The organism is Microbacterium sp. LMX7-1.2, assembly GCF_040675935.1.
Lineage (GTDB): Bacteria > Actinomycetota > Actinomycetes > Actinomycetales > Microbacteriaceae > Microbacterium.
Genome location: NZ_JBEGIL010000001.1, coordinates 1,521,931 through 1,542,468 on the forward strand (window position 1 = coordinate 1,521,931; position 20,538 = coordinate 1,542,468).

The 20,538-nt window shown below is 70.4% G+C and carries 12 protein-coding genes; 1 reads left to right on the forward strand and 11 read right to left on the reverse strand.

Features of this window, described 5'->3' with window-relative positions:
* Nucleotides 1–92 precede the first annotated feature (92 nt).
* The 10 genes from MRBLMX7_RS07410 to MRBLMX7_RS07455 form a co-directional block, all read right to left on the reverse strand.
* The gene (locus MRBLMX7_RS07410; RefSeq protein ID WP_363367134.1) at nucleotides 93–674 is read right to left on the reverse strand and encodes a DNA-3-methyladenine glycosylase I; all 582 of its coding nucleotides are present in this window, start codon (nucleotides 672–674) and stop codon (nucleotides 93–95) included.
* Nucleotides 675–736: 62 nt separating this feature from the next.
* Nucleotides 737–1,144, reverse strand: coding sequence for a hypothetical protein (locus tag MRBLMX7_RS07415; RefSeq protein ID WP_363367136.1), 408 nt, complete (start codon nucleotides 1,142–1,144; stop codon nucleotides 737–739).
* Nucleotides 1,145–1,411: 267 nt separating this feature from the next.
* Nucleotides 1,412–2,974: an HNH endonuclease signature motif containing protein gene (locus tag MRBLMX7_RS07420; RefSeq protein WP_363367138.1), complete on the reverse strand. Its 1,563-nt coding sequence runs from the start codon at nucleotides 2,972–2,974 to the stop codon at nucleotides 1,412–1,414.
* Between the two features lie 133 nt (nucleotides 2,975–3,107).
* Entirely contained in the window at nucleotides 3,108–4,154 is a 1,047-nt protein-coding gene (locus MRBLMX7_RS07425; RefSeq protein WP_363367140.1) for an NAD(P)-dependent alcohol dehydrogenase, read from the reverse strand.
* 136 nt (nucleotides 4,155–4,290) lie between these two features.
* Nucleotides 4,291–6,351, reverse strand: a complete 2,061-nt coding sequence (locus MRBLMX7_RS07430; RefSeq protein ID WP_363367142.1) for an acyl-CoA dehydrogenase — start codon at nucleotides 6,349–6,351, stop codon at nucleotides 4,291–4,293.
* 120 nt (nucleotides 6,352–6,471) lie between these two features.
* The gene (locus MRBLMX7_RS07435) at nucleotides 6,472–7,686 is read right to left on the reverse strand and encodes an HTTM domain-containing protein (RefSeq protein ID WP_363367144.1); all 1,215 of its coding nucleotides are present in this window, start codon (nucleotides 7,684–7,686) and stop codon (nucleotides 6,472–6,474) included.
* Entirely contained in the window at nucleotides 7,683–8,510 is an 828-nt protein-coding gene (locus tag MRBLMX7_RS07440) for a DUF5819 family protein (protein WP_363367146.1), read from the reverse strand. The genes MRBLMX7_RS07435 and MRBLMX7_RS07440 overlap by 4 nt, the downstream gene beginning before the upstream one ends.
* Before the next feature lie 73 nt (nucleotides 8,511–8,583).
* On the reverse strand, nucleotides 8,584–13,467 hold the full coding sequence (locus MRBLMX7_RS07445; RefSeq protein WP_363367148.1) for a choice-of-anchor G family protein: 4,884 nt from the start codon (nucleotides 13,465–13,467) through the stop codon (nucleotides 8,584–8,586).
* Between the two features lie 289 nt (nucleotides 13,468–13,756).
* The gene (locus MRBLMX7_RS07450) at nucleotides 13,757–15,538 is read right to left on the reverse strand and encodes a glycoside hydrolase family 3 protein (RefSeq protein WP_363367150.1); all 1,782 of its coding nucleotides are present in this window, start codon (nucleotides 15,536–15,538) and stop codon (nucleotides 13,757–13,759) included.
* A gap of 1 nt (nucleotide 15,539) precedes the next feature.
* Nucleotides 15,540–16,838, reverse strand: a complete 1,299-nt coding sequence (locus tag MRBLMX7_RS07455) for an MFS transporter (protein ID WP_363367152.1) — start codon at nucleotides 16,836–16,838, stop codon at nucleotides 15,540–15,542.
* A 134-nt stretch (nucleotides 16,839–16,972) separates the two neighbouring features.
* Between MRBLMX7_RS07455 and MRBLMX7_RS07460 the strand changes: the two genes are divergently transcribed.
* Nucleotides 16,973–18,256, forward strand: a complete 1,284-nt coding sequence (locus tag MRBLMX7_RS07460) for a TetR/AcrR family transcriptional regulator (protein WP_363367154.1) — start codon at nucleotides 16,973–16,975, stop codon at nucleotides 18,254–18,256.
* A gap of 61 nt (nucleotides 18,257–18,317) precedes the next feature.
* On the opposite strand, the gene recQ is transcribed toward MRBLMX7_RS07460, so the two are convergent.
* A complete protein-coding gene (gene recQ / locus MRBLMX7_RS07465; RefSeq protein WP_363367156.1) occupies nucleotides 18,318–20,384 on the reverse strand; it encodes a DNA helicase RecQ in 2,067 nt (688 codons plus the stop codon).
* Nucleotides 20,385–20,538 lie beyond the last annotated feature (154 nt).

A 20,538-nucleotide genomic window follows, 5' to 3' on the forward strand; every position in this document is an offset into this window, starting at 1 on the left:
CGCCCGCCGGCGCACGATACACCCGAATATCCTAACCTTCCGGAATACCGCGCACGATGGGGAGAACTGCCCAGGGGATGCTCAGCGCCGCTTCAGCCGAGTTCGGTGGCGCGCCAGCATCCCTCGATGTGGTCGTCGACCATGCCGGCGGACTGCATCAGCGCGTACATCGTGGTGGCTCCGACGAAGCGGAATCCGCGGCGGCGGAGCTCCTTGCTCATCGCCGTCGACTCCGCGGTCACGGCGGGCACGTCGGCGAACTCGATGGGGCGGCGGCTGGTCCGTGGCGGCGCGAAAGACCACATGAGCTCGTCGAGCTCGCCGTCGGCCATGTCACGGACGATGCCGGCGTTGCCGATCGTGGCGAGGATCTTGGCGCGGTTGCGGATGATGCCCGCATCCGCCATGAGCCGCTCGACGTCGCCCTCGTCGAAGTCGGCGACCTTCTCGGGTTCGAATCCCGCGAACACCTCGCGGAAGCGCGGGCGCTTGCGAAGGATCGTGATCCACGAGAGCCCTGCTTGGAAGCCCTCGAGCGCCATCTTCTCGAACAGCGCCCGGTCGCCATGCAGCGGCGTGCCCCATTCCTCGTCGTGATAGCGGCGGTACTCGTGGTCGTCGCCGACCCATGCACAGCGCGCGCGACCGTCGGGTCCGGTGAGGAGAGAGGGCATGCGTCGACGCTATCGCCTGGCGCCGACATCGCGGTGGTCGGAGCCTTGGCCCTCTTGATCTCTCATGTGGTGGTGTCCCACAGGGGCGTCGACTGCTGCGCCATCACCTCGAGTCCGGAGGTCGGGACCGCGGCGGATGCGAACGCGATGCCGACGGCGGGCCAGCGGGCGACGACGTCCAGATGGTCACCACTCGGCAAGGGCCACAGCCACAGACCCTCGCTGGATTGGCACAGCCAGATATCAGCGCTGGCGCCGGAACCGGTGCGCATCACCGAGAGGCCTGATGGCCTCGAGTTGACGTCGCTGTACCCACGGAAGAGCGAGTTCGCGAACACCTCCTGGCCCTCCGTGATGACGGAGTACTGCAGATCGACGCTCCCCCCGGGCACCGCCTGCAGGCCCGGCGACTCCAGGAAGCCCCGAATCTTGGCCTGCCACTCGTCGTCCGTCTCCCCGCACCGCCGCATTCGTCGCTCGAGGCGCAACTCGACTCCCTGACGGTATACGTGGGCACCGACGAGACTGAGTGCCGCCGTCGGTGTCCTCACGAGTGGGATGACGACAGGGAGAATGGCAGGCGTCTCTTCTCTGGGCGGCTCCCACCACGGGTGGACGTGGACCCGAGGGCCCGGAGGACAGGGATCCTGCTGCGGGGGCTCGCTCATATCGCCCACGGTACGGGATCCGTCGCGAACGACGGGAGTCGGTCGCCACCCGACCTCGCAGCCCATGCATCACGCCGCCGTGCGAGGATGCGGTGGCTGGGATCGGCGCGGTGACGGGTATCGGCGCGGCGCCTGGGATCGGCGCGGTGGGAGATCGATCCGCCCTCTCGCGACGGGTGCGGGTGTGCGCCATCGACGCTCGCGGTCCCACCACCCCGGACCGCGCACCTGCGGCAGGCCATCGTCCATGCGGATCTCCCAACCCGACGAGCCCAGCGAACGATGATGCCACCAGCACAACGGGACTCCGTTGTCGGTGCTGGTCGGACCGCCGCGGGCGTGCTCGACGACATGGTGGATCTCGCACCACGACGCGGGAACGTGACATCCCGGGATGAGACACTCCTCGTCGCGAGCGACGATCGCCCTCCGCTGGTGGACGGTGAAGACCCGGTCGGTCGTCGTGATCCCGACGATCTTCCCCTCATCGAGGAGCACGCGCTGCACCGCCCCCGTGCAGCCGATGTGCTCGGCTGCGGCGACGGGGATCGTCGCATCGGAACCAGGCAGGCGGGCGCGGCCGGCTCCGCGGGCGAGGTCGTTCGCGTCGACCGTCACCACGAGCGTCGGAGCAGCCCCGCCCAGCGACGGCATCTCCTTGTGTCGTGCGGCGATGCCCAAGGCAGCGGCGAACGCGTCGTGACGCTTCTGCGCGTGCGTCCGCGGATCGATCACCGCCCGCGGATCGGAATTGAACGGATCGTCGTCGCGGCCGTGGTTCCCGCCACCGTCGGACGCGTCGGCGCCGTCCGAAGACTCCTCGAAGCGCACCCCGCTTCCCGTCACTGGCATCGGTGGTGCGTCGACCTTCGGGTTCAGCATCGCGTCGAGGATGGATTGCAGCTGCGCCGCCGTGTCAGGGAGAAGGTGTCCCGTCACGCGGTGCAGTCCCTGGCGGAGGCGCCCGATCACGAGCCCGCGTCGATGTAACGCCTGCTGGTCGTCGGGCTCCTCGCCGTCAGGGTCGAGCACCGTCACGATGTGCTGCGACAAGCGCGCGAGGTCTTCGGGCATCGCTCCCGGTCCGGTCGCATCATCGCGGACCGGGGCAGCGTCACCCTCGACTGCATTCGGATCCCCCTGGTCGATCCCCCGTGCGGAGTCGGCGAGGAACGCATCCGCGGTGAGCCGTTCCTCGGCACCGATGCGGTCGCTGATCCGCTCTATCGGGCCGATCGCGGCGAGCAGTCCGGCGACCCCGACCGCACCGTCTAGGAGAGCCCCGCGAAGCTCAGGCCACCGCGCGGGGAGCCGCTCGCCGGAAACCAGGCTCGACTCGCGCCGGGTGAATCCCGCGGCCTTCACCGTACGCGCTGCCGCTGCCGCGTCGACGAGCAGGGTTCGCTGCAGGAGTTCGTTTGCAGACCGGCATCCGGCCCCGTGCGCGAGGTCTACCGGGTCGGCGGTCGCGACCGTCTCGACGACGACCGCCCCGACCCTCCGCAGCACCTTCCCCGCCGCCTGCAGGACCTCGACGCGCGCGGCGTCGGTCAGGCCCGCGAGAGAGTCGTCGCACAGCACCGCGTCGAGGTCGGTGGCGACCCGGGCGAGGTGTGCGAGGAGATCTTCCATACGTCGATCCCATCAGGGACCACCGACATTCAGATCCTGAAAATCCCCGTTCAGGTAAGATATTCCGAAACTTCGGAATGCGTCAGAGGGCACGACCGGAGGCGAGGTAGGCGCCGCCAGGCCGCCGCCGACCTCAGTCCGCGAAGGTCGCCCCGTCGATCACGAACCGATAGCGCACGTCCGAGGCGAGCACGCGCTCGTAGGCCTCGTTGATCTGCGATGCGGGGATGACCTCGATCTCAGCGGCGATGCCCTTCTCGGCGCAGAAGTCGAGCATCTCCTGCGTCTCCCGGATGCCGCCGATGTTCGACCCTGCGAGCGAGCGACGTCCGCCGATCAGCGCGCCGACAGGCACGGGAAGCGGCTCGTTCGGCAGACCGACGCAGACCATCGATCCGCCCACGTCGAGCAGGCTCAGGTACGCGCGCAGGTCGATGCCGGCGCTCACGGTGTTGAGGATCACGTCGAACGACGAGCGCAGGTTCCGGAACGTCTCGCGGTCGCTCGTCGCGTAGTAGTGGTCCGCGCCGAGGCGCAGTCCGTCGTCCTTCTTGTTAAGCGTCTGCGACAGCACCGTCACCTCGGCGCCGAGCGCGTGCGCGATCTGCACGCCCATGTGGCCGAGGCCGCCGAGACCGACGACCGCTACTCGACTGCCCGGGCCGACGCCCCAGTGGCGCAGCGGCGAGTACGTCGTGATGCCCGCGCACAGCAGCGGAGCCGCGACGTCGAGGGCAAGGGCGTCGGGGATGCTGACCACGAACGACTCCGTCACGACGACCTGCTCCGAGTAGCCGCCCTGCGTGATCGTGCCGTCGCGATCGGTCGCCCCATAGGTGAACACCGCGCCGTTCGTGCAGAACTGCTCGTCTCCGCGCGTGCAGTTGCGGCATTCCCCGCACGAGTTCACCATGCAGCCGACGCCGACGCGATCGCCGACCGCGTGGCGCGTCACCTCGGGGCCGACCGCGGCGACGACGCCGGCGATCTCGTGACCCGGCGCGAGCGGATAGGTCTGCGAGCCCCAGTCTCCGCGCACCGTGTGGATGTCGGAGTGGCAGATGCCGGCGAACGCGATGTCGATCAGGACATCGTGCGGGCCGAGCTCGCGACGATCGATCTCGGTCTTCTCGAGCGGAGCGGCTTCGCGGGGGGCGGCGTAGGCGTGGACGCGGGTCATGCCTCGACCCTACCCACGCCGCCTAGGCGAGAACTGTGCACGGTTGTGGACGCGTTTCGTCTCGCTCCGCTCGCTCAACGACCGGGAGAAGGTCGTTGAGCGAGGAGCGCAGCGACGAGACGAAACGCTGAGAGCCCTACCGCTTCTTGGCCTTGAGCGCCTTCTCCTGGATCGGCGCCTCACCAGACGCGGCGAGGTCGGCGTAGTAGGCGCGCGCCTCGTCTTGACGCTGCTTCTCGGCGCCAGAGGCGATGGGGGCGCGCACATGCTCGGGCTCGTAGCCGAACGCATCGACGAGGTCGAGCGCGTGCGGACGCAGACGCGCGCACAGGCGGTCGATGTAGCTCGACACCGCGGCGGCGCGCTGCATCGACAGGCGGCCGTTGATGAGGTGCCAGGCGAGATGCTTCTCGATGAGCTGCAGGCCGAAGAGGTCGCGCAGCCACGTGAGCACCTTCTTGGTGTCGGCGTCGTCGACGCGGTGCACGGCGTCGGTGAACGCCTCCCACTGCAGCAGCTCGCCGTGAGCGCGGGCGGCCTCGATCAGCTCGGCCTGGTTCTCATTGAACAGCTGCGCCCCGCGCACCTTGTCCTTGCCCGCGACGCGGAGGCGACCGGCGATGTCGGCGACCATCTGCTGCACGCGCTCGGCGAGCAGGAGGTGCTGCTGCTCCTCGCGCAGCCCGTTCTCGACCGACCGCGCCACCTGGCCGAAGTCCGCGACGGACTGGCCGAACTGACGCAGACCCGCGCCATGGAACACCTTCCCCGCGGTCTGGCCCACGGCGAACTTGGCCAGCGCCGCAGCATCCTTGCCGGTGAACTGCTTGGCGTAGTCGGTGAGCAGGCGCTTGCCGACGAGCTGCAGCAGCACGTTGTTGTCACCCTCGAAGGTCACGTAGATGTCGAGGTCGGCGCGAAGCCCGACGAGACGGTTCTCGAACATGAAGCCGGCGCCCCCGCAGGCCTCACGGGCCTCTTGCAGAGTGTCGAGCGCGTGCCAGGTGGAGAGCGGCTTGAGGGCCGCCGCGAGGGTCTCGAGGTCCTCGCGGTCGTCGGGGGTGTCGGTGCGGCCCGAGAACACGCCGTCGAACTTCTGCAGGAACTCGTCGTGCGCGAAGATCTGCGCGTAGGTGGTGGCGAGGCGGGGCAGCAGGCGGCGCTGGTGCTTGCCGTAGTCGAGCAGCACGACCTCCTGCCCGTCGGCACCGTCGAACTGGCGACGCTGGGTCGCGTAGGTGATCGCGATCTTGAGGCCGAGAGCCGACGCCCACGACGCGGCGCCGTCGAGCGAGACGCGCCCCTGCACGAGGGTGCCGAGCATCGTGAAGAAGCGGCGTCCGGGGCTGTCGATCGCGCTGGAGTACGTGCCGTCGGCTGCGACGTCGCCGTAGCGGTTGAGCAGGTTGGTGCGCGGGATGCGCACGTGGTCGAACGAGAGGCGTCCGTTGTCGATGCCGTTGAGGCCTCCCTTGAGTCCGTCGTCCTCGCGCCCGATGCCGGGCAGGTCGACGCCGTCCTCGCCGCGCAGCGGCACGTAGAAGCAGTGCACGCCGTGGTTCACGCCGTTCGTGATGAGCTGAGCGAAGACCGTGGCCGCGACGCCGTGCAGGGCCGCGTTGCCGAGGTACTCCTTGGTCGCCGCGCGGAACGGCGTGTGGATCACGAACTCCTGGGTCTCGGGGTCGTAGGTCGCGGTGGTGCCGACAGCCGCGACGTCGGACCCGTGTCCGATCTCGGTCATCGCGAACGCGCCGGGGATCTCGAGGCTCATGATGCCCGGAAGCCACTTGTCGTGGTGCTCGGCGGTGCCGAGCTGCAGCACGGCGGATCCGAAGAGGCCCCACTGCACACCCGACTTGATCTGCAGGCTGGGATCGGCGACGACCAGCTCTTCGAAGCCGGCGATGTTCGCGCCGTTGTTCTCCTCGCCGCCGAGGCGCTTCGGGAACGCCCGGTGCACGGCCTTGTTCTCGACCAGCAGGTGCAGCTGGCTCAGCACGCGCTCGCGGTGCTCGTCCTTGCCGAGCTCGTCGTCGCGCCAGAAGGCGGGGTCCTTGATCAGCTCTCGCGCTTCGAGACGGGTATCGGCCCAGGTGCCGAGCAGCAGACGCGTGACGGCGTCGACGTCGAGGCGGGCTCCGGCGTCGTTCGCATCGGCGGAAGTGGTGTTGGGACGGACGGCGGCGTCGACCATGCGCATTCCTCTCGGAGGGAGACGGGGATGCCTCCATGGTAGGTCTGCCACAACCATGGGCGAACTCGTCTGTGCTGTTCCTCCAATATGCTGCCGCGACGTCCCCCGGCCGGGTTGTCGTCAGCCGACAGTGCCGACGGTCCTGCCCGGTGGCGGCGCCGCCTTCGCGTCGTGCCACCGGCGGGCGGTGCCGGCGCTCAGCCGCGCCCACGTGCGGTCGCGGATGAAGATCGAGTCGATCGCGATCATCGTGAGCGAGAACCAGGGCAGACCCATGAGCACGGCGATGCCGATGTGGAAGGAGAGGATGCCGAGGAGGCCGATCAGCCTGGAGGGGCGCGTCAACAGCATGAGGGGGAACGCCACCTGCAGGATGATCGACCCCCAGCTCGCAATCGTCACCATCGGCCCCCAGGCCGTGACGAGGTCGCTCAGCACCGGCCAGGTCCCGAAGCGGGCGGTCTGCAGCGGGTTGTAGACCGCGTAGCCGTCCTTCCACGGGTCCCCTCCCGCCTTGAAGAGAGCGCCGGAGGCGTACACGAAGCACACCTGAGCCGTGAGCGCGACGAGCGCGAGATTGTGGAAGACGGTGCCGAGCAGGGCCGGCTGGCTGTTCGGCGGGAACCAGTCGCCGACCTTCGCGCGGCGCCGTGCGTCGAGCGACCACCGTGCGGCCGGGTCGGCGAAGAACAGCAGCAGCAGCGCGATGCGGAACATGTTGTCGCCCTGGTCGCCGACCATATCGTTCGCCTCGATGAATCCGACCCACAGGCAGAAGAACACCGGCAGCACGAGGCGGAAGCGCCAGCCCAGCACGAACAGCACCGCCAGCCCAGCGAGTGCGAGGTACAGCGCGGTATAGAGGACGTCGTTGCCCATGGCCGCGTGGAACGCGCTGAACACCCAGATCGTCGGGAAGTCGCTCACGGGCCGGGCCATCTCGCCGTTCCACGCCGAGCCCGAGCCGAACGTGTACAGGCGGGTGCCGAAGTTCGCCGCCAGCAGTCCGAGCGCGGTGACGCCGAACAGGATGCGGGTCACGGCGAGCCCGTAGAGGGCTTTCTTGCCGTGGAACAGCCAGTCGCCGACGAACGCGGAGATGCGGTCGACGGCCGACACGACCATCGCCCACAGTCCCGCGACCATCGACGAGGCGAAGGTGAGGAGCCGTGCAGGGACGGATGCCGTGGGCACGGGTTCAGGGACGGCAGGCCTCTTCTGCGGCGCCTGCTCCGGTGCTTTCTTCGGCGGCGCATCCGGGCGCAGCGCCGCGGGCGCGGCATCCCTCTTCTGCTTCTCCACCGCCTTGTCCCGTGTCCTCGTCGGCGCGCTCACGGCTGGATCCTCTCGAACTGGGCGCGGAAGGTGTTCGCGAAGTTCTCGCGGCTCTGACCCTCCTCCTCTATCGGCAGACGCCATCCCGTGGTCGAGAAGGTCGGATCCGGGCGCTGCGCCCCGGGGTCGTTCCGCTCGGCATAGGGCACGACGTTCTGACGGCTCACGCGGTACTGCACCTGCACGACGGCATCCGCTCCCCAGATCGCATAGGCGACCTGGGTCGCGTACGCGGTGGAGAGATGTTCCTCGGCCAGGTACGCGGCGGGCGAGGGATGGTCGCCCTCGAGCTCGTCGAAGGACCTGGTCATCCACTCCTCCCAGCCGTCCTCGGTGTAGTCCAGCGCGACCACGGCCTGCTGCTGGTCGTCGAGCTTGTTGTAGGCGTTCATCTGCCCGCTCGCGACCTCGGTCGACTGGATGCCTGCGCGCGGCGGGAACAGGTTGTAGCGGATCATGGAGAGCTCGACGTCCGTGGCGCTGACCCACCCGGTCTCGATCTCCTCGCCGTCCTTCTCGATGATCGCGCGGACGTTGAAGTGGTAGTCGCCGTTGATCGGCTCCGGAGCGAAGACGCTCCATGACTGGCCGAACATCGGCAGCATGTAGCTCGACAGCACCTCCTGCGTGGGGATCTCCCGGAGTGCCGAGTACGGCGCGATCCACAGGAAGGATGCGCCGACGTGCCACAGGGTGAGGAGGCATGCGGCGAACGCGATGAGCTTGACCCACCACGTGGGGCGCGGCCTCACGTTCTCAGCCGTCTCGATCGCCTCAGTCGAGGTGTCGGTGTCGGTGTCGGATGACATCTGCGTCGTGGTCATTGTGCGCACCTTCCTGACCGACGAAGGGGGGAGGTCGGGGCCGCCGTGCGCGGCGGCCCCGACGAGGGTGTCGCTACTCGACCATGCGGTCGGCTGCGACGGTCTGCGCTCGGCGACGACCGAGACGGACGGCGCCGAGACCCATCAGGAGCAGAAGAGCCGCGAGCGCGACCCATCCCGTCTGCACGTCTCCACCGGTGGTGGCGAGGCCCGATGCCACGACCTGGAACGTCGTCGACACGGCTCCGGATGTCGCCCCCGTCAGCGTGACGGTGTGGGTGCCGAGGTCGGTGTCCGCGGGGATCGTCCACGTGAACGTGACCTCGCCCTGGGCATTGGCGATGCGGCTGCCGAGCGCGAGCGGCGCGGAGGTCATGAGCCCCGTGACCGTCTCGCCGGGCTGGAATCCCGTGCCGATCGCGGTCTGCTGATCTCCTCGCTCGAGCACGGGCGTCACGACCCGGATGCCGATCTGCGCTCCGGGGTTCGCGGCGGCGTTCCCGTCGGCGGACGCGGATGCCGAGGCCGTCGACGTCGCGGTCGCGGAGACCTCAGCCGTCGCATCGGCGGAGACGTCTGCCGCTGCCGACGAGGATGCCGTCGCGGACGACGAGGCGTTCGCCGCCGCGGCCGAGGACGCGTTCGCGTTAGCAGTCGCCGCAGCCGAGGCATCGGCGGCACTGGTCGACGTGGCGTCCGTCTGCGCCGCCGCCTGCGCCGCCGCGGCCGCCGAGGCGTTCGCGTCGGTGGTGGCGGTCGAGGAGGCGTCCGTCGATGCGTCGGTGGTCGCCGCGGCCGAGGCCGCCGCATCCGCCGTCACGTCGGCCGCCGCAGAGGCGCTGCTCGTCGCATCGGCCAGGGCCGCAGCCACCGCCGCCGCCTCGGCGACCGCGTTCGCATCGCTGTCAGCCTGCGCCGAGGCCGCCGCCGACGCCGAGGCGTTGGTGTTGACCTCCGCCGAGGGGTCGGCGTCCGCATCCGCGGAGGCGACGGCATCGGACGACGCGTCGGTCGAGGCGGAGGCGAGGGCCGCTGCGCTGGCGTTCGATGCGGCGCTCGTGCTCGCGTCGGACGTGGCCGAGGCCTGCGCCGCCGTCGTGCTCGTCGCATCCGCGAGCGCTGCCGCCTGTGCCGCGACTGCGGCTCCGGCGTTCGCCGCCGAGGTGGCATCAGCCGTGGCATCCGTCGACGAGGTGGCGGTCGCCGCGGTCTGCGCCGCCGCCGCCGCCGCCGGGTTCGCCGCAGCGGAGCCCTCCGCCGTCGCATCCGCCCAGGCCGCCGCCTGCGCGGCCGCCTCAGCGACCGCGTCGGTCGAGGCGTCGGCGTTCGCGGACGCGGATGCCGAGGCAGAGGCGTTCGCGTTCGTCGAGGCCTCCGAGGAGGCGTTCGTGGAGGAATCCGCGGTCGCCGCGCTCTCGGACGAGGCGGCCGAGTTGGCGTCGGCGGCCGTGGAGGCTGCGGCGTTCGCATCGTCGGAGGCGTCGGCCTGCGCCGCTGCCTGTGCGGCGACGGCCGCCGAGGCGTTGGCTGCCGCCGTCGCGTCGGTCGTGGCCGTGGTCGAGGCGTCCGTCGTGGCCGCCGAGACCGCAGCCGCCGACGCGTCCGCCGTGGCAGCGGCCGAGGCCGCGGACGTGGCGTCCGCGAGGGCCGCCGCTTCTGCCGCCGCCTGTGCCGAGGGGTCGCCGTCGGCCGTGGCATCTGCGGACGCCGAGGCCGAAGCCGCGGCGTTCGTGTTGACGTCGGCCGGGTCGCCCGCCGTGACCTCCACGGTGTCGGTCTGCGTGACCGCCCCCGAGGTGCCGGTCAGCGTGTACCCGGTGGCCGGCGCCGTATCTGCCGGCACGGGGTAGTTGACCGAGAAGGCGCCGAACGCATCCGTCGTCGCGTTCACGGGGCCGCCGACGTTCGCGCCGCCGCCCGGGGCGGTCAGCTGCAGCGACACCGTGGCGTTCACGGGCCAGCCCGAGCCGGTCACCGCGAGGTTCGTGCCCGCGGGCACGGATGCCGCGGCATCCAGCACGACGGGCGCGGCCGTGACCTCTGTGGTGTCGACGGCGGTCGCCGCACCGGCTGTCGCCGTGACCGTGTAGCCGGTCCCGGCAGGGGTCCCTGCGGGCACGGGGTAGGCGAGCGTGAAGCCGCCGAGTCCGCTGGTCGTCGTGGTCTGCGGGGTGCCGATCGGCGCGCCGCCCGGTGCGGTCAGCTGCACCGTGACCTCGGTGTCGGCGGGCCAGTCGGAACCGGTCACCGATAGCGAGGATCCGGCTTCGACCGTGTCGGCCGCATCGACCGTGGGCGCCGCGGTGACGGCGGTCGTGTCGGTCGCGGTCTGCGCTCCGACGGTCGCCGTGACCGTGTAGCCCGTTCCTGCCGGCGTGCCCGCGGGCACCGGGTAGGCGAGCGTGAAGCCGCCCGTTGCGTCGGTCGTCACCGTCTCGGGTCCGCCGACGTTCGCCCCACCACCCGGAGCCGTGAGCTGCACGGTCACCTCGGTGTTCGCGGGCCAGTTGGCGCCGGTGATGCCGAGATCCGAGCCCGCCTGCACGGTGTCGTCCGCGTCGACCGTGGCCGCTGCCGTGACGTCGATCGTGTCGGTAGCGGTCTGCGCGCCCGCGGTCGCCGTCACGGTGTAACCCGTGCCGGCCGCCGCGCTCGCGGGGACCGGGTAGGCCAGCGTGAAGCCGCCCGTGCCGTCGGTCGTGACCGTCTCCGGGCCGCCGACGTTCGCGCCACCGCCCGGGGCGGTGAGCTGCACCGACACCTCGGTGTTCGCGGGCCAGTTGGTGCCCGAGACCGCGAGGTCGGTGCCCGCCTGCACGGTCGGAGCCGCGTCGACGGTCGGGACGGGGGCGTCCGTGACCTCGGTGGTATCCGTGGCCGTGACGGCCCCGGCGGTCGCGGTCACCGTGTACCCCGTGGCGGCGGGAGTGCCCGCAGGAACCGGGTACGCGAGCGTGAAACCGCCCGTGCCGTCGGTCGTGACCGTCTCCGGGCCGCCGACGTTCGCGCCACCGCCCGGGGCGGTCATCTGGACCGACACCTCGGTGTTCGCGGGCCATCCGGCGCCGGTGACGGCGAGGTCGGTGCCCGCCTGCACAGCGGGGGCCGCGTCGACGGTAGCGGGGGCTGCCGTGACGTCTGTGGTGTCGAAGGCCGTGGAGGTGCCGTCGGTGGCCGTGACCGTGTAGCCGGTCGCGGCGGGGGTTCCCGCAGGGACCGGGTACGCGAGCGTGAAGCCGCCGGCGCCGTCGGTCGTGACGGTCTCGGGTCCGCCGACGTTCGCGCCGCCACCCGGGGCGGTCAGCTGCACCGACACCTCGGTGTTCGCGGGCCAGCCGGCGCCCGTGACGGCGAGGTCGTCGCCCGCCTGCACGGTCGCCGCGGCATCCACGGTCGGTGCGTCGGCGAGAGCGTTCGGTCCGGCTTGCGCGCGGGCGAGGGCGATCGTGCCGACTCCCCCGGTGCCGAGGATGTCGCCGACCGTGAGGACGAACGCCTCCTCGCTGAAGATCGGGCCGTTGTCGGACTGCACGTTGCCGCGCAGCGAGACCACGCCGTTCAGAAGTCCGACCGCGGGGGCGATCGCCGTGATGATCCCGGTCACCGCGGTGGTGACGGTCGGCACGACCGTCGCGATCACGCCGGTCGGGCCGAAGAGCGTCGCGTTGATGGGCGTCGTCAGGGCGCCGAGCAGGGTGCCCACGGGGACGACGACCGGGAGCCCGGCGACCTTGAGCGAGATCGTGGCGGTCGCTGTTCCGGCGACGACGCTGCCGAGGGTCTGGTTCGGGACCGAGACCTGCAGACCCGTGCCGATGTCGACCACCGGCGTGGTACAGGTCGGGGCCGTGCCGACGACGCAGACCGCGACGCCGATGTTCAGCACGGCGGCGTTGAGCGTGTTCGTCAGCGCGGTCTGCACGAGGTTCGGGACCGTGTTCAGCACGTTCCCGACGCGGGTGATCAGGTTGTTCAGCACGGCGGCCGACAGCACCTCCTCGCCCACGTTCAGGTTGTTCAGACCCCGACCGGTGGTGTCGGAGAACAGCGCGGCGATGTCGGCGGTCACGAGTCCGGTGCGGAGGTTCACGCTGACGACCCCGTCACCCACCGGGGTGTCGAGGATCGTGTTCATGGCGGCCGCGATGTCGGTCGTGATCGTGATGTTCACGCCGTCGTTGCCGACGATGGGAGCGAGCGCGGCGTTGAGGCCGGCGAGTGCCTGGGCGAGCAGTCCGCTCGGACCGGCGAGGCTCGCGACGGCGGCGTCCACGGTCGCGGTGACACCACCAGGGCCGGTGAGCGTGTTCGTGAGCGTCGCGATCGCCGGCAAGGACAGCGCGACGTCGCCACCGGCCACGTTGTAGTCCCGCGTCACGGCTCCCGCGGAGTCGATCGCGACCTCGGAGCTAATCGCCTCGAGCGAGATGTCGAGGTCGGCGACCGTGCCGGTCACGGCGGAGCCGAGGAGCCCCTGGAGGTTGAACGACGCGTTGGACGGATAGGCGCCGGTGCCGGTCGTGTCGATCACGCCCGAATCGCTCACGGCACCGGCCGCGGCGCGCGAGACGCCCGCGTCGGAGGACTGCGAGTACTGGTTCACGGCGCCGAGCTGCACGAAGTTCGACAGAGGCACGCTGAGGCCGCCGGGGATGCCGAGCTGCAGCGCGTTCAACGCCGTGAGATCGAGCGAACTCGTCTCGGTGTCGGGCGTCGGCGAACCCGCGTTGCTGGTCGACGATCCGCCGAGCGCCACGACGTCGTCGAGCGGCACTCCTCCGAGCAGCAGACTGCCGCTCAGGAACCGCGAGCTCGACGCCGATTGGTCGCCCGGCGCGGCTGTCGCCGCCATCGGAACCAGTGCTCCTGCGAGGACCACGGCCGCGGCGACCGCGCCCGCCAGTCCTGCTCCTGCGGCCCTGCGCCTACGCAGTCCCGCCCCTCCGAATTTCGCCATTCGCCTCTCCCGTGATGCAGATGTTCCGCGTCACAAGGCCCTCCCCAGGTGCCGGCATCTGCCGGTCAGGACGATGTTGGTAAGCGACTATGCCAACCCTCCGAACGGTTTGTCCAGAGGTCTTGGCAAAATTCATGGGAGCGGTCACACTGTTTCGTGGGAGCGATCACACGAAATCATGGGAACGGTCCCGCAAAAACGTGGGAGCGGTCACACGAATTGACCCCCACACGACGGCCGCCTCGCATGGCGAACATGCGAGGCGGCGGGATCGTCGTGTGCCGGGCGGCTAGAACCGGAGACCGTGACCGAAGCGGAAGAGCGGATCGGAGGTGTCGAAGGGAACGTCGGGCCGTGATGCCTCGACGGCCGCCATCGACCGGGGGAGGTCGAACGGCAGCGCCCCCGTGGACGGGGCGACCCCGCTGAGCACATCGAGCAGAGCAGCTCCCGACGCACCCCAGTTCACGGTGACCGCGGCCGCGGCGTCCGTGATCGGCTGGAGGATCGGCGGGCGGTCGGCGAGCACGTCGACCACGGTCGGCACCGACGACGAGACCTCGCGCACATGCGCGATCACCTCGTCTGCGAAGTCGAGCGAGCCCGCGTGGAAGAAGTTCTCGAACATGGTCGCGCGCTCTTCGAAGGGCGCCTGCAGGCGGATCACCGCGAGGTCCGCCTCCGCGGGAGTTCCGACGATCTGTCCGTAGGCGGCGGCGACCTCCTCATCGATGCCCTCGACATAGAGGTTCAGCCCTCGGGCGAAAGGCAGCGAGCCGTCGTTCGTGAGCACCGTGATCGACGCGCGCTGCGCCTCCTCGCCCGCGGCGCGGAACTCCGCGCGACCCACGATCTGGTCGGCCGCGTCCTCGTCGACGAACGGGTTCTCGAAGAGCCCGAGCTCGAACTTCTCCCGGAGGATGCGGCGCGCCGAGACGTCCAGGCGGTCCTCGGTGATCGACCCGTCCGCGACGAGCTCGAGCAGCAGTTCGGGGCAGTCCTCTCCCCCGAACTGGTCCGCTCCGGCATCCAGCACCTTCTTCATCCGCTCCGCCGGCGAGAGGTCCTCCACACCCCACGCACGCGCGGGGAACGGCTGTCCGAAGATCTCCGAGTCGTTGATCAGTCCCCAGTCCGTGCAGACGAGCCCGTCGAAGCCGAAGCGTTCGCGCAGCAGCCCGGTGATGACCGAGCGATTGAAGCCGAAGCCGACCTCCTCGTACTCCGTGCCGACCGGCATGCCGTAGTACGGCATCATCTGACGGGTGCCGGCGGCAAGCGCGTCCTGGAACGGCTTCAGGTGCAGCTCGAACTCACCGCCCGGGTAGACCTGCTCTCGGCCATAGGGGAAGTGCGGGTCCTCGCCGTCCTTCTGGGGACCGCCGCCGGGGAAGTGCTTCGTCATGGTCGAGACAGACCCTGGACCGAACGACTCGCCCTGGAACCCGCGGATGTATGCCGCACCGAGAATGCCCGCCAGCTCGGTATCCTCCCCGAAGGTCGCGGTCTGCCGTGCCCAGCGGGGCTCGGTCGCGAGGTCGACCTGCGGATGCAGGGCGACGCGCAGACCGACCGCCGTGTATTCCTGTCGGGCGATATCGGCGAAGCGCTCGACGAGCTCGGGGTCACGGGTGGCCGCGAGACCCAGCGTCTCGGGCCACTGCGAGAACGGGCCCGCGAGGATCGACGCACCGGGGTTCTCGCTGAACGAGTGCCGCGGATCCGTCGAGAGCGTCACCGGGATGCCGAGGCGCGTCGTCGACGCGAGCCGCTGCAGCGCGTTCTGCCAGGCGGCGATCTCACGCCCGGTCGGTGCAGCGCCGAGCAGGTTGAAGTGCGTCATCTGCTTGACCTCGAGGAACTCGCGCGCACTGGGCGTGCCGAAAACGGGGTTCGCCTCGTCGAGGTCGCCGATCGCGATCATGGTGTGGAAGAAGAGTCCGGCCTTCTCCTCCACGGTCATCGCGTCGAGCAGCAGCTGCACGCGCTCGTCGACCGGGAGGGACGCGTCGAGCCAGGGGCGGTCGGCGACAGTGGCGGTCGATGCGGTGGTGGTGGAGGCGTCGGTCATGTCACTTGACTCCCTTGATGCGGTAGACGAGCACGGCGCCGGCGAGCGCGACGAGGGCGCCGAACAGGTACCAGGTGGGGTAGCCGCCGAGCGGAGTGGCGGCGCCGAGCGCGATGATGGCGGGGGCGATCGCGGGGGCGATCGACTGGGGCAGGGCGTTGGCGATGTTGAGCACGCCGAGGTCCTTCGCGACGTCGTCGGGGTTGGGCAGCACCTCGGTCGCGAGAGCGAGGTCGACCGAGAGGAACGACCCGGCGCCGAAGCCGATGATTGCCTGCGCGACGATGACCATCTCGATCGAGGGGGCAACCGCGAGGATCACGAGGCCGACGACCATGACGAGGCCGGCGATCGCGACGAACGGACGGCGCTTGCCGATCTTGTCCGACAGGAATCCGCCGAGCGGCGAGGAGATGGCCATGGCGGCCATCGAGGCGAGGTTCGCGAGCAGGATCGTGCCGACCGCGCCCTGCTCGTCGAGCCCGAACTTGGTCACGAGGTACAGCGGGAGGAACGTCGCGATGCCGGCGTAGCCGAACATGACGAAGAACTTGGTCAGCCAGGTCCAGCCGAAGTCGGGGTGCTTGCGCGGGTTGAAGACGAAGGAGCCGAAGAACGTGCCGATCGTGAAGCGCTCGGCGGGCTTCTCGGTCAGGCGTCGGTCCTTGAGGATCAGGACGAACACGATCACGAGGAGCAGCGCGATCACGCCCGGCACGACGAAGCGCTCGAAGTCGCCGGGGAGGAAGTTCACGATGAAGCTGCCGGCCAGGATGCCGATGGGCGTCGTGATGCCGACGAGACCCGAGACCTTGCCACGGCTGCCCGCGGGCACCTGGTCGGGCAGAGTGGCGTTGGCGGCGGCGAGCACCGCGTTCATGGCCGCCTGCACGAGGCACCAGGCCAGGAGCACGACCCAGAGCGAGGTCGCGACGCCGATCAGCACGAATCCGCCGAGGCCCACGACGGCACCGCCGAGGATCCAGGGGCGGCGCATGCCCCACCGCGAGGTGGTGCGGTCGGAGAGACGCCCGACGAGCGGGTTGGCCACCAGGGCGAAGGCCGCGCCGACTCCCATGACGAGACCCAGGCTCGCCTCGGTGGTCACGGGATCGATGCGGGCGACCTTGAAGGCCATCGAGACCATGACCGGGGTGAGGAGGGCGAGAAAGACGCCGAAGTTCACGGCGGCGAGGCCGGGCGCGTAGCCGCGGGGTGTGCGCGCGGGCGTGGTGCCGGGGACCTTGACGCCCGTCGTGCCGACGGCGGCCGCGTTCGCGGCGGGTGACAACTCTGTCATGGGTGTTCCTTTCGGGCGGAAGCCGTTCGTCATCGACGCGGCGTGGACCCGACGATACACGAATCTCGACCGTTTGGTAAGTGAATATCGACCGCTTGGTAATGAGCGAGGATAGGATGCAGGAGGAGGGCGCGATGACCACTATGACGTCGACCGGCTCACGGCAGGGCCGTGCCGCAGCCACGCGACAGCGGATCGTCGACGCCGCCCGCGAGCTGTTCGTGCGCGATGGCTATCGCTCCGTCTCCCTCCGCGACATCGCCGCCGCGGCATCGATCAGCCATCCCGGCCTTCTCGGGCACTTCGCGTCGAAGGACGACCTGCTCGCCGAGGTCGTCGCCGGCTTCGAAGACGACAACGAGAAGGCGTTCGACGCCATCACCGCGAACGCCGAGCCCGGCGAGCTCGTCTCCGCGGCCATCGCGGCTCGGAACGCCCGCACCGAGGGCTACCTCGAGCTGTTCGCCGCGCTCACGGGCGAGGCATCGGCACCCGAGCATCCCGCCCACGAGCGGATGCGCGACCGCTACGAGCGTCTGCGAGCGATGACGACCGAGCTGCTCGACGACGCCCGTGCCAGCGGAGCCATGGACCCGGACCGCGACGTCGCCGACGAGACCGTGCGCCACATGGCCGGCTGGGACGGGCTGCAGCTGATCTCGCAGTACCTCCCCGACCGGGTCGACGTCGTCTCGATGCTCGAGGAGCGCGAGTCGCTGTGGGCGCTGCCGTTCGGATGGCAGGAGCCGGATGCTGCGGCATCGGCCACGACCGCACCCATGCCGCCCCCGCTGACCGGCGCGCTCGTCGACGTCGCCGACGACGACGAACCCGGATACGCGGTGGGGCGCCGTCGACGCACGCAGATCGTCGCCGATGCGATGCGCCTGTTCGCCCAGGACGGCTACGGCGACACGAGTCTGCGCGACATCGCTCAGGCCGTCGGCGTCTCGAAGTCGACCCTCCTGCACCACTACCCCACCAAGGAGTTGCTGCTCAGCGCGGTGCTCACCGAGCGCGACAGGGCCATCCAGCACCGCGGCGACGCGGAAGGGATCGACAGCGCGGCGTCGGCCCTGCGCGACCTGCCGGTCGGGGCGTTCCAGAGCGCGCACGTGGAGCCCGGCCTGATCGAGGTCTACGCGGTGCTGTCGTGCGAGGCCGTCCCGGCCGGACACCCCGCGCACGGATACTTCGCGCAGCGCTTCTCACGGGCGATCGACTACTTCGCCGAGCTGTTCCGGATCGCCCAGCTCGAGGGCGAGGTATCCGCGCATCGCGACCCCGAGCACGAGGCCATCTGGCTCATCGCCCTCTGGGACGGCTTGCAGTACCAGTGGCTGTACGACCGTACGGCCGTCGATGTCGCCGCACAGCTGCGCTCCCACCTCGCCGACGTGGTGCCCGCCCGCGTCTGAGCCGGCCGCGGCTGAAAACGCCCGTGTCTGGGACGGCCGGAGTCGACTGCTGTCGGCGGTCTCACGCCGCGGCGATGACCGCGAGCACGTCCTCTCCGTAGGCCTCGCGCTTCTTCTCGCCGATGCCGGTGATGCCCTCGAGATCGGCCAATGACGTGGGGCGGTGCTCGGCGAGCGCCCGCAGGGTCGCATCGCCGAAGACGACGTAGGCGGGCTTGCCCTGCTCCCGGGCGACGCCGGCGCGCCAGGAGCGCAGCGCCTCGAAGAGGCCGCGATCACCGGCATCCAGAGCATCCGCCGCACTCGCCTTGCGGGCGCGCGACGACGACGCGGGACGCCCGATCGTGTCCTTGCGCAGCGGTACCGCGGTCTCTCCCTTCAGGACCCCTGGCGCCTCGGCCCCGGGGGTGAGGGTGCCGTACTCGCCCTGCGCCGCGAGGATGCCGCAGGCGAGCAGCTGCCGCACGACACTGCGCCAGTCCTGGTCGGACAGGTCGGCGCCGATGCCGTAGGTCGCGAGCTCGTCGTGCCGCTGCTGACGGATGCGCTCGGTCGACGCCCCACGCAGGATGTCGATCAGGTGCCCGGCGCCGAACGCCTGATTGCGCTCGCGCTTGAGCCGCACGATCGTCGACAGCAGCTTCTGGGCGGGCACGAGCCCGTCGAAGGTGTCGGCCTTCTCGAGGCAGGTGTCGCAGTTGCCGCACGGCTCGGACTCCTGCCCGAAGTAGCCGAGCAGGTTCTGGCGGCGGCACTGCACGGTCTCGCACAGCGCGAGCATGGCGTCGAGGTGCTGCCCCATGCGCATCTTGAACGTGCGGTCGCCGGGGCTCTGGTCGATCAGGCGGCGCTGCTGCACCACGTCGCCCAGCCCGTATGCCATCCACGCGATCGAGGGCAGGCCGTCGCGACCGGCGCGACCGGTCTCCTGGTAATAACCCTCGACGGATTTCGGCAGGTCGATGTGCGCGACGAAGCGCACATCGGGCTTGTCGATGCCCATGCCGAACGCGATCGTGGCGACCATCACGACGCCGTCTTCCCGCAGGAACCGCGACTGGTTCGCCGCACGCACCTCGGCGGGCAGACCCGCGTGATAGGGCAGGGCGTCGAAGCCCTGCGCCGCGAGGTAGGTGGCCGTCTGCTCGACCGACTTGCGGCTGAGGGCGTAGACGATGCCGACCGCCCCTTCAGGCTGCTCGCGGATGAATGCGACGAGCTGCTTGCGGGGATCGACCTTCGGCACGATGCGGTACTGGATGTTCGGTCGGTCGAAGCTCGCGACGAAGTGCTTGGCGGCCGCTGCCCCACCGGTGCCGTCGAGGTGCAGGCGCTCGGTGAGCTCCTGGTGGGTGGCGCGGGTGGCCGTGGCGGTGAGCGCCATGCGCGGCACGCCGGGGAACCGCTCGCCGAGGTCGCCGAGTGCGAGGTAGTCGGGGCGGAAGTCGTGGCCCCACTGCGACACGCAGTGCGCCTCGTCGATCGCGATGACGCTGAGGGTTCCGCGCTGCAGCAGCGCCGTCGTCGCGGGGTTCGACAGCCGCTCGGGGGCGACATAGAGGAGGTCGAGCTCGCCGGCGACGTAGGCCCGCTCGACGTCGCGGCGCTCGTCGATCGACTGCGTGGAGTTGAGGTACGCGGCCTTGACGCCGTTCGCGCGGAGCGCGTCGACCTGGTCGTGCATGAGGGCGATGAGCGGGCTGATCACGAGTCCGGTCCCTTCGCGCACGAGCGCGGGCACCTGGTACGTGATGCTCTTGCCGCCGCCGGTCGGCATGAGGACGACGGCATCCCCTCCGCCGATGACCTGCTCGACGATCGCTGCCTGGTCGCCGCGGAACTCCTCGTAGCCGAAGACGGTGTGCAGGGCCTCGCGGGCGCTCGCGAACCGGCTCGGCGTCGCGCGGCGCACAGCGGGAGCAGCCGGACCGGATGCCGGGGCTGCGGCGACCCGCGTGCTCGGACCGGGGCCCCAGTCCAGCGGAGGCTCGAACCGGGCGCCCTGCGGCTCCCAGTCCATCGGCTCCGGAGGCTCGGAGGGCTCCCACCCGTCGCCGTCCCATCCGTCGGAGGGCGGCTCGTCCGCGAACGGCAGGTCCTCGTACGGGTCACGGGGAGTCTGCGGCATCCCCCCAGCGTAACGACCCCCGCCGACACCGGACACCCGTCCCCCGCATCCGCGCGGAGGCACCCGGGAAACCGAGAGCCGCGAAGACCCGGCCGGCGAGTCCCGCCCCGGCGCGCCGCCCACATCGCCGACGGCCTCCGTTTTCCACCCGCCC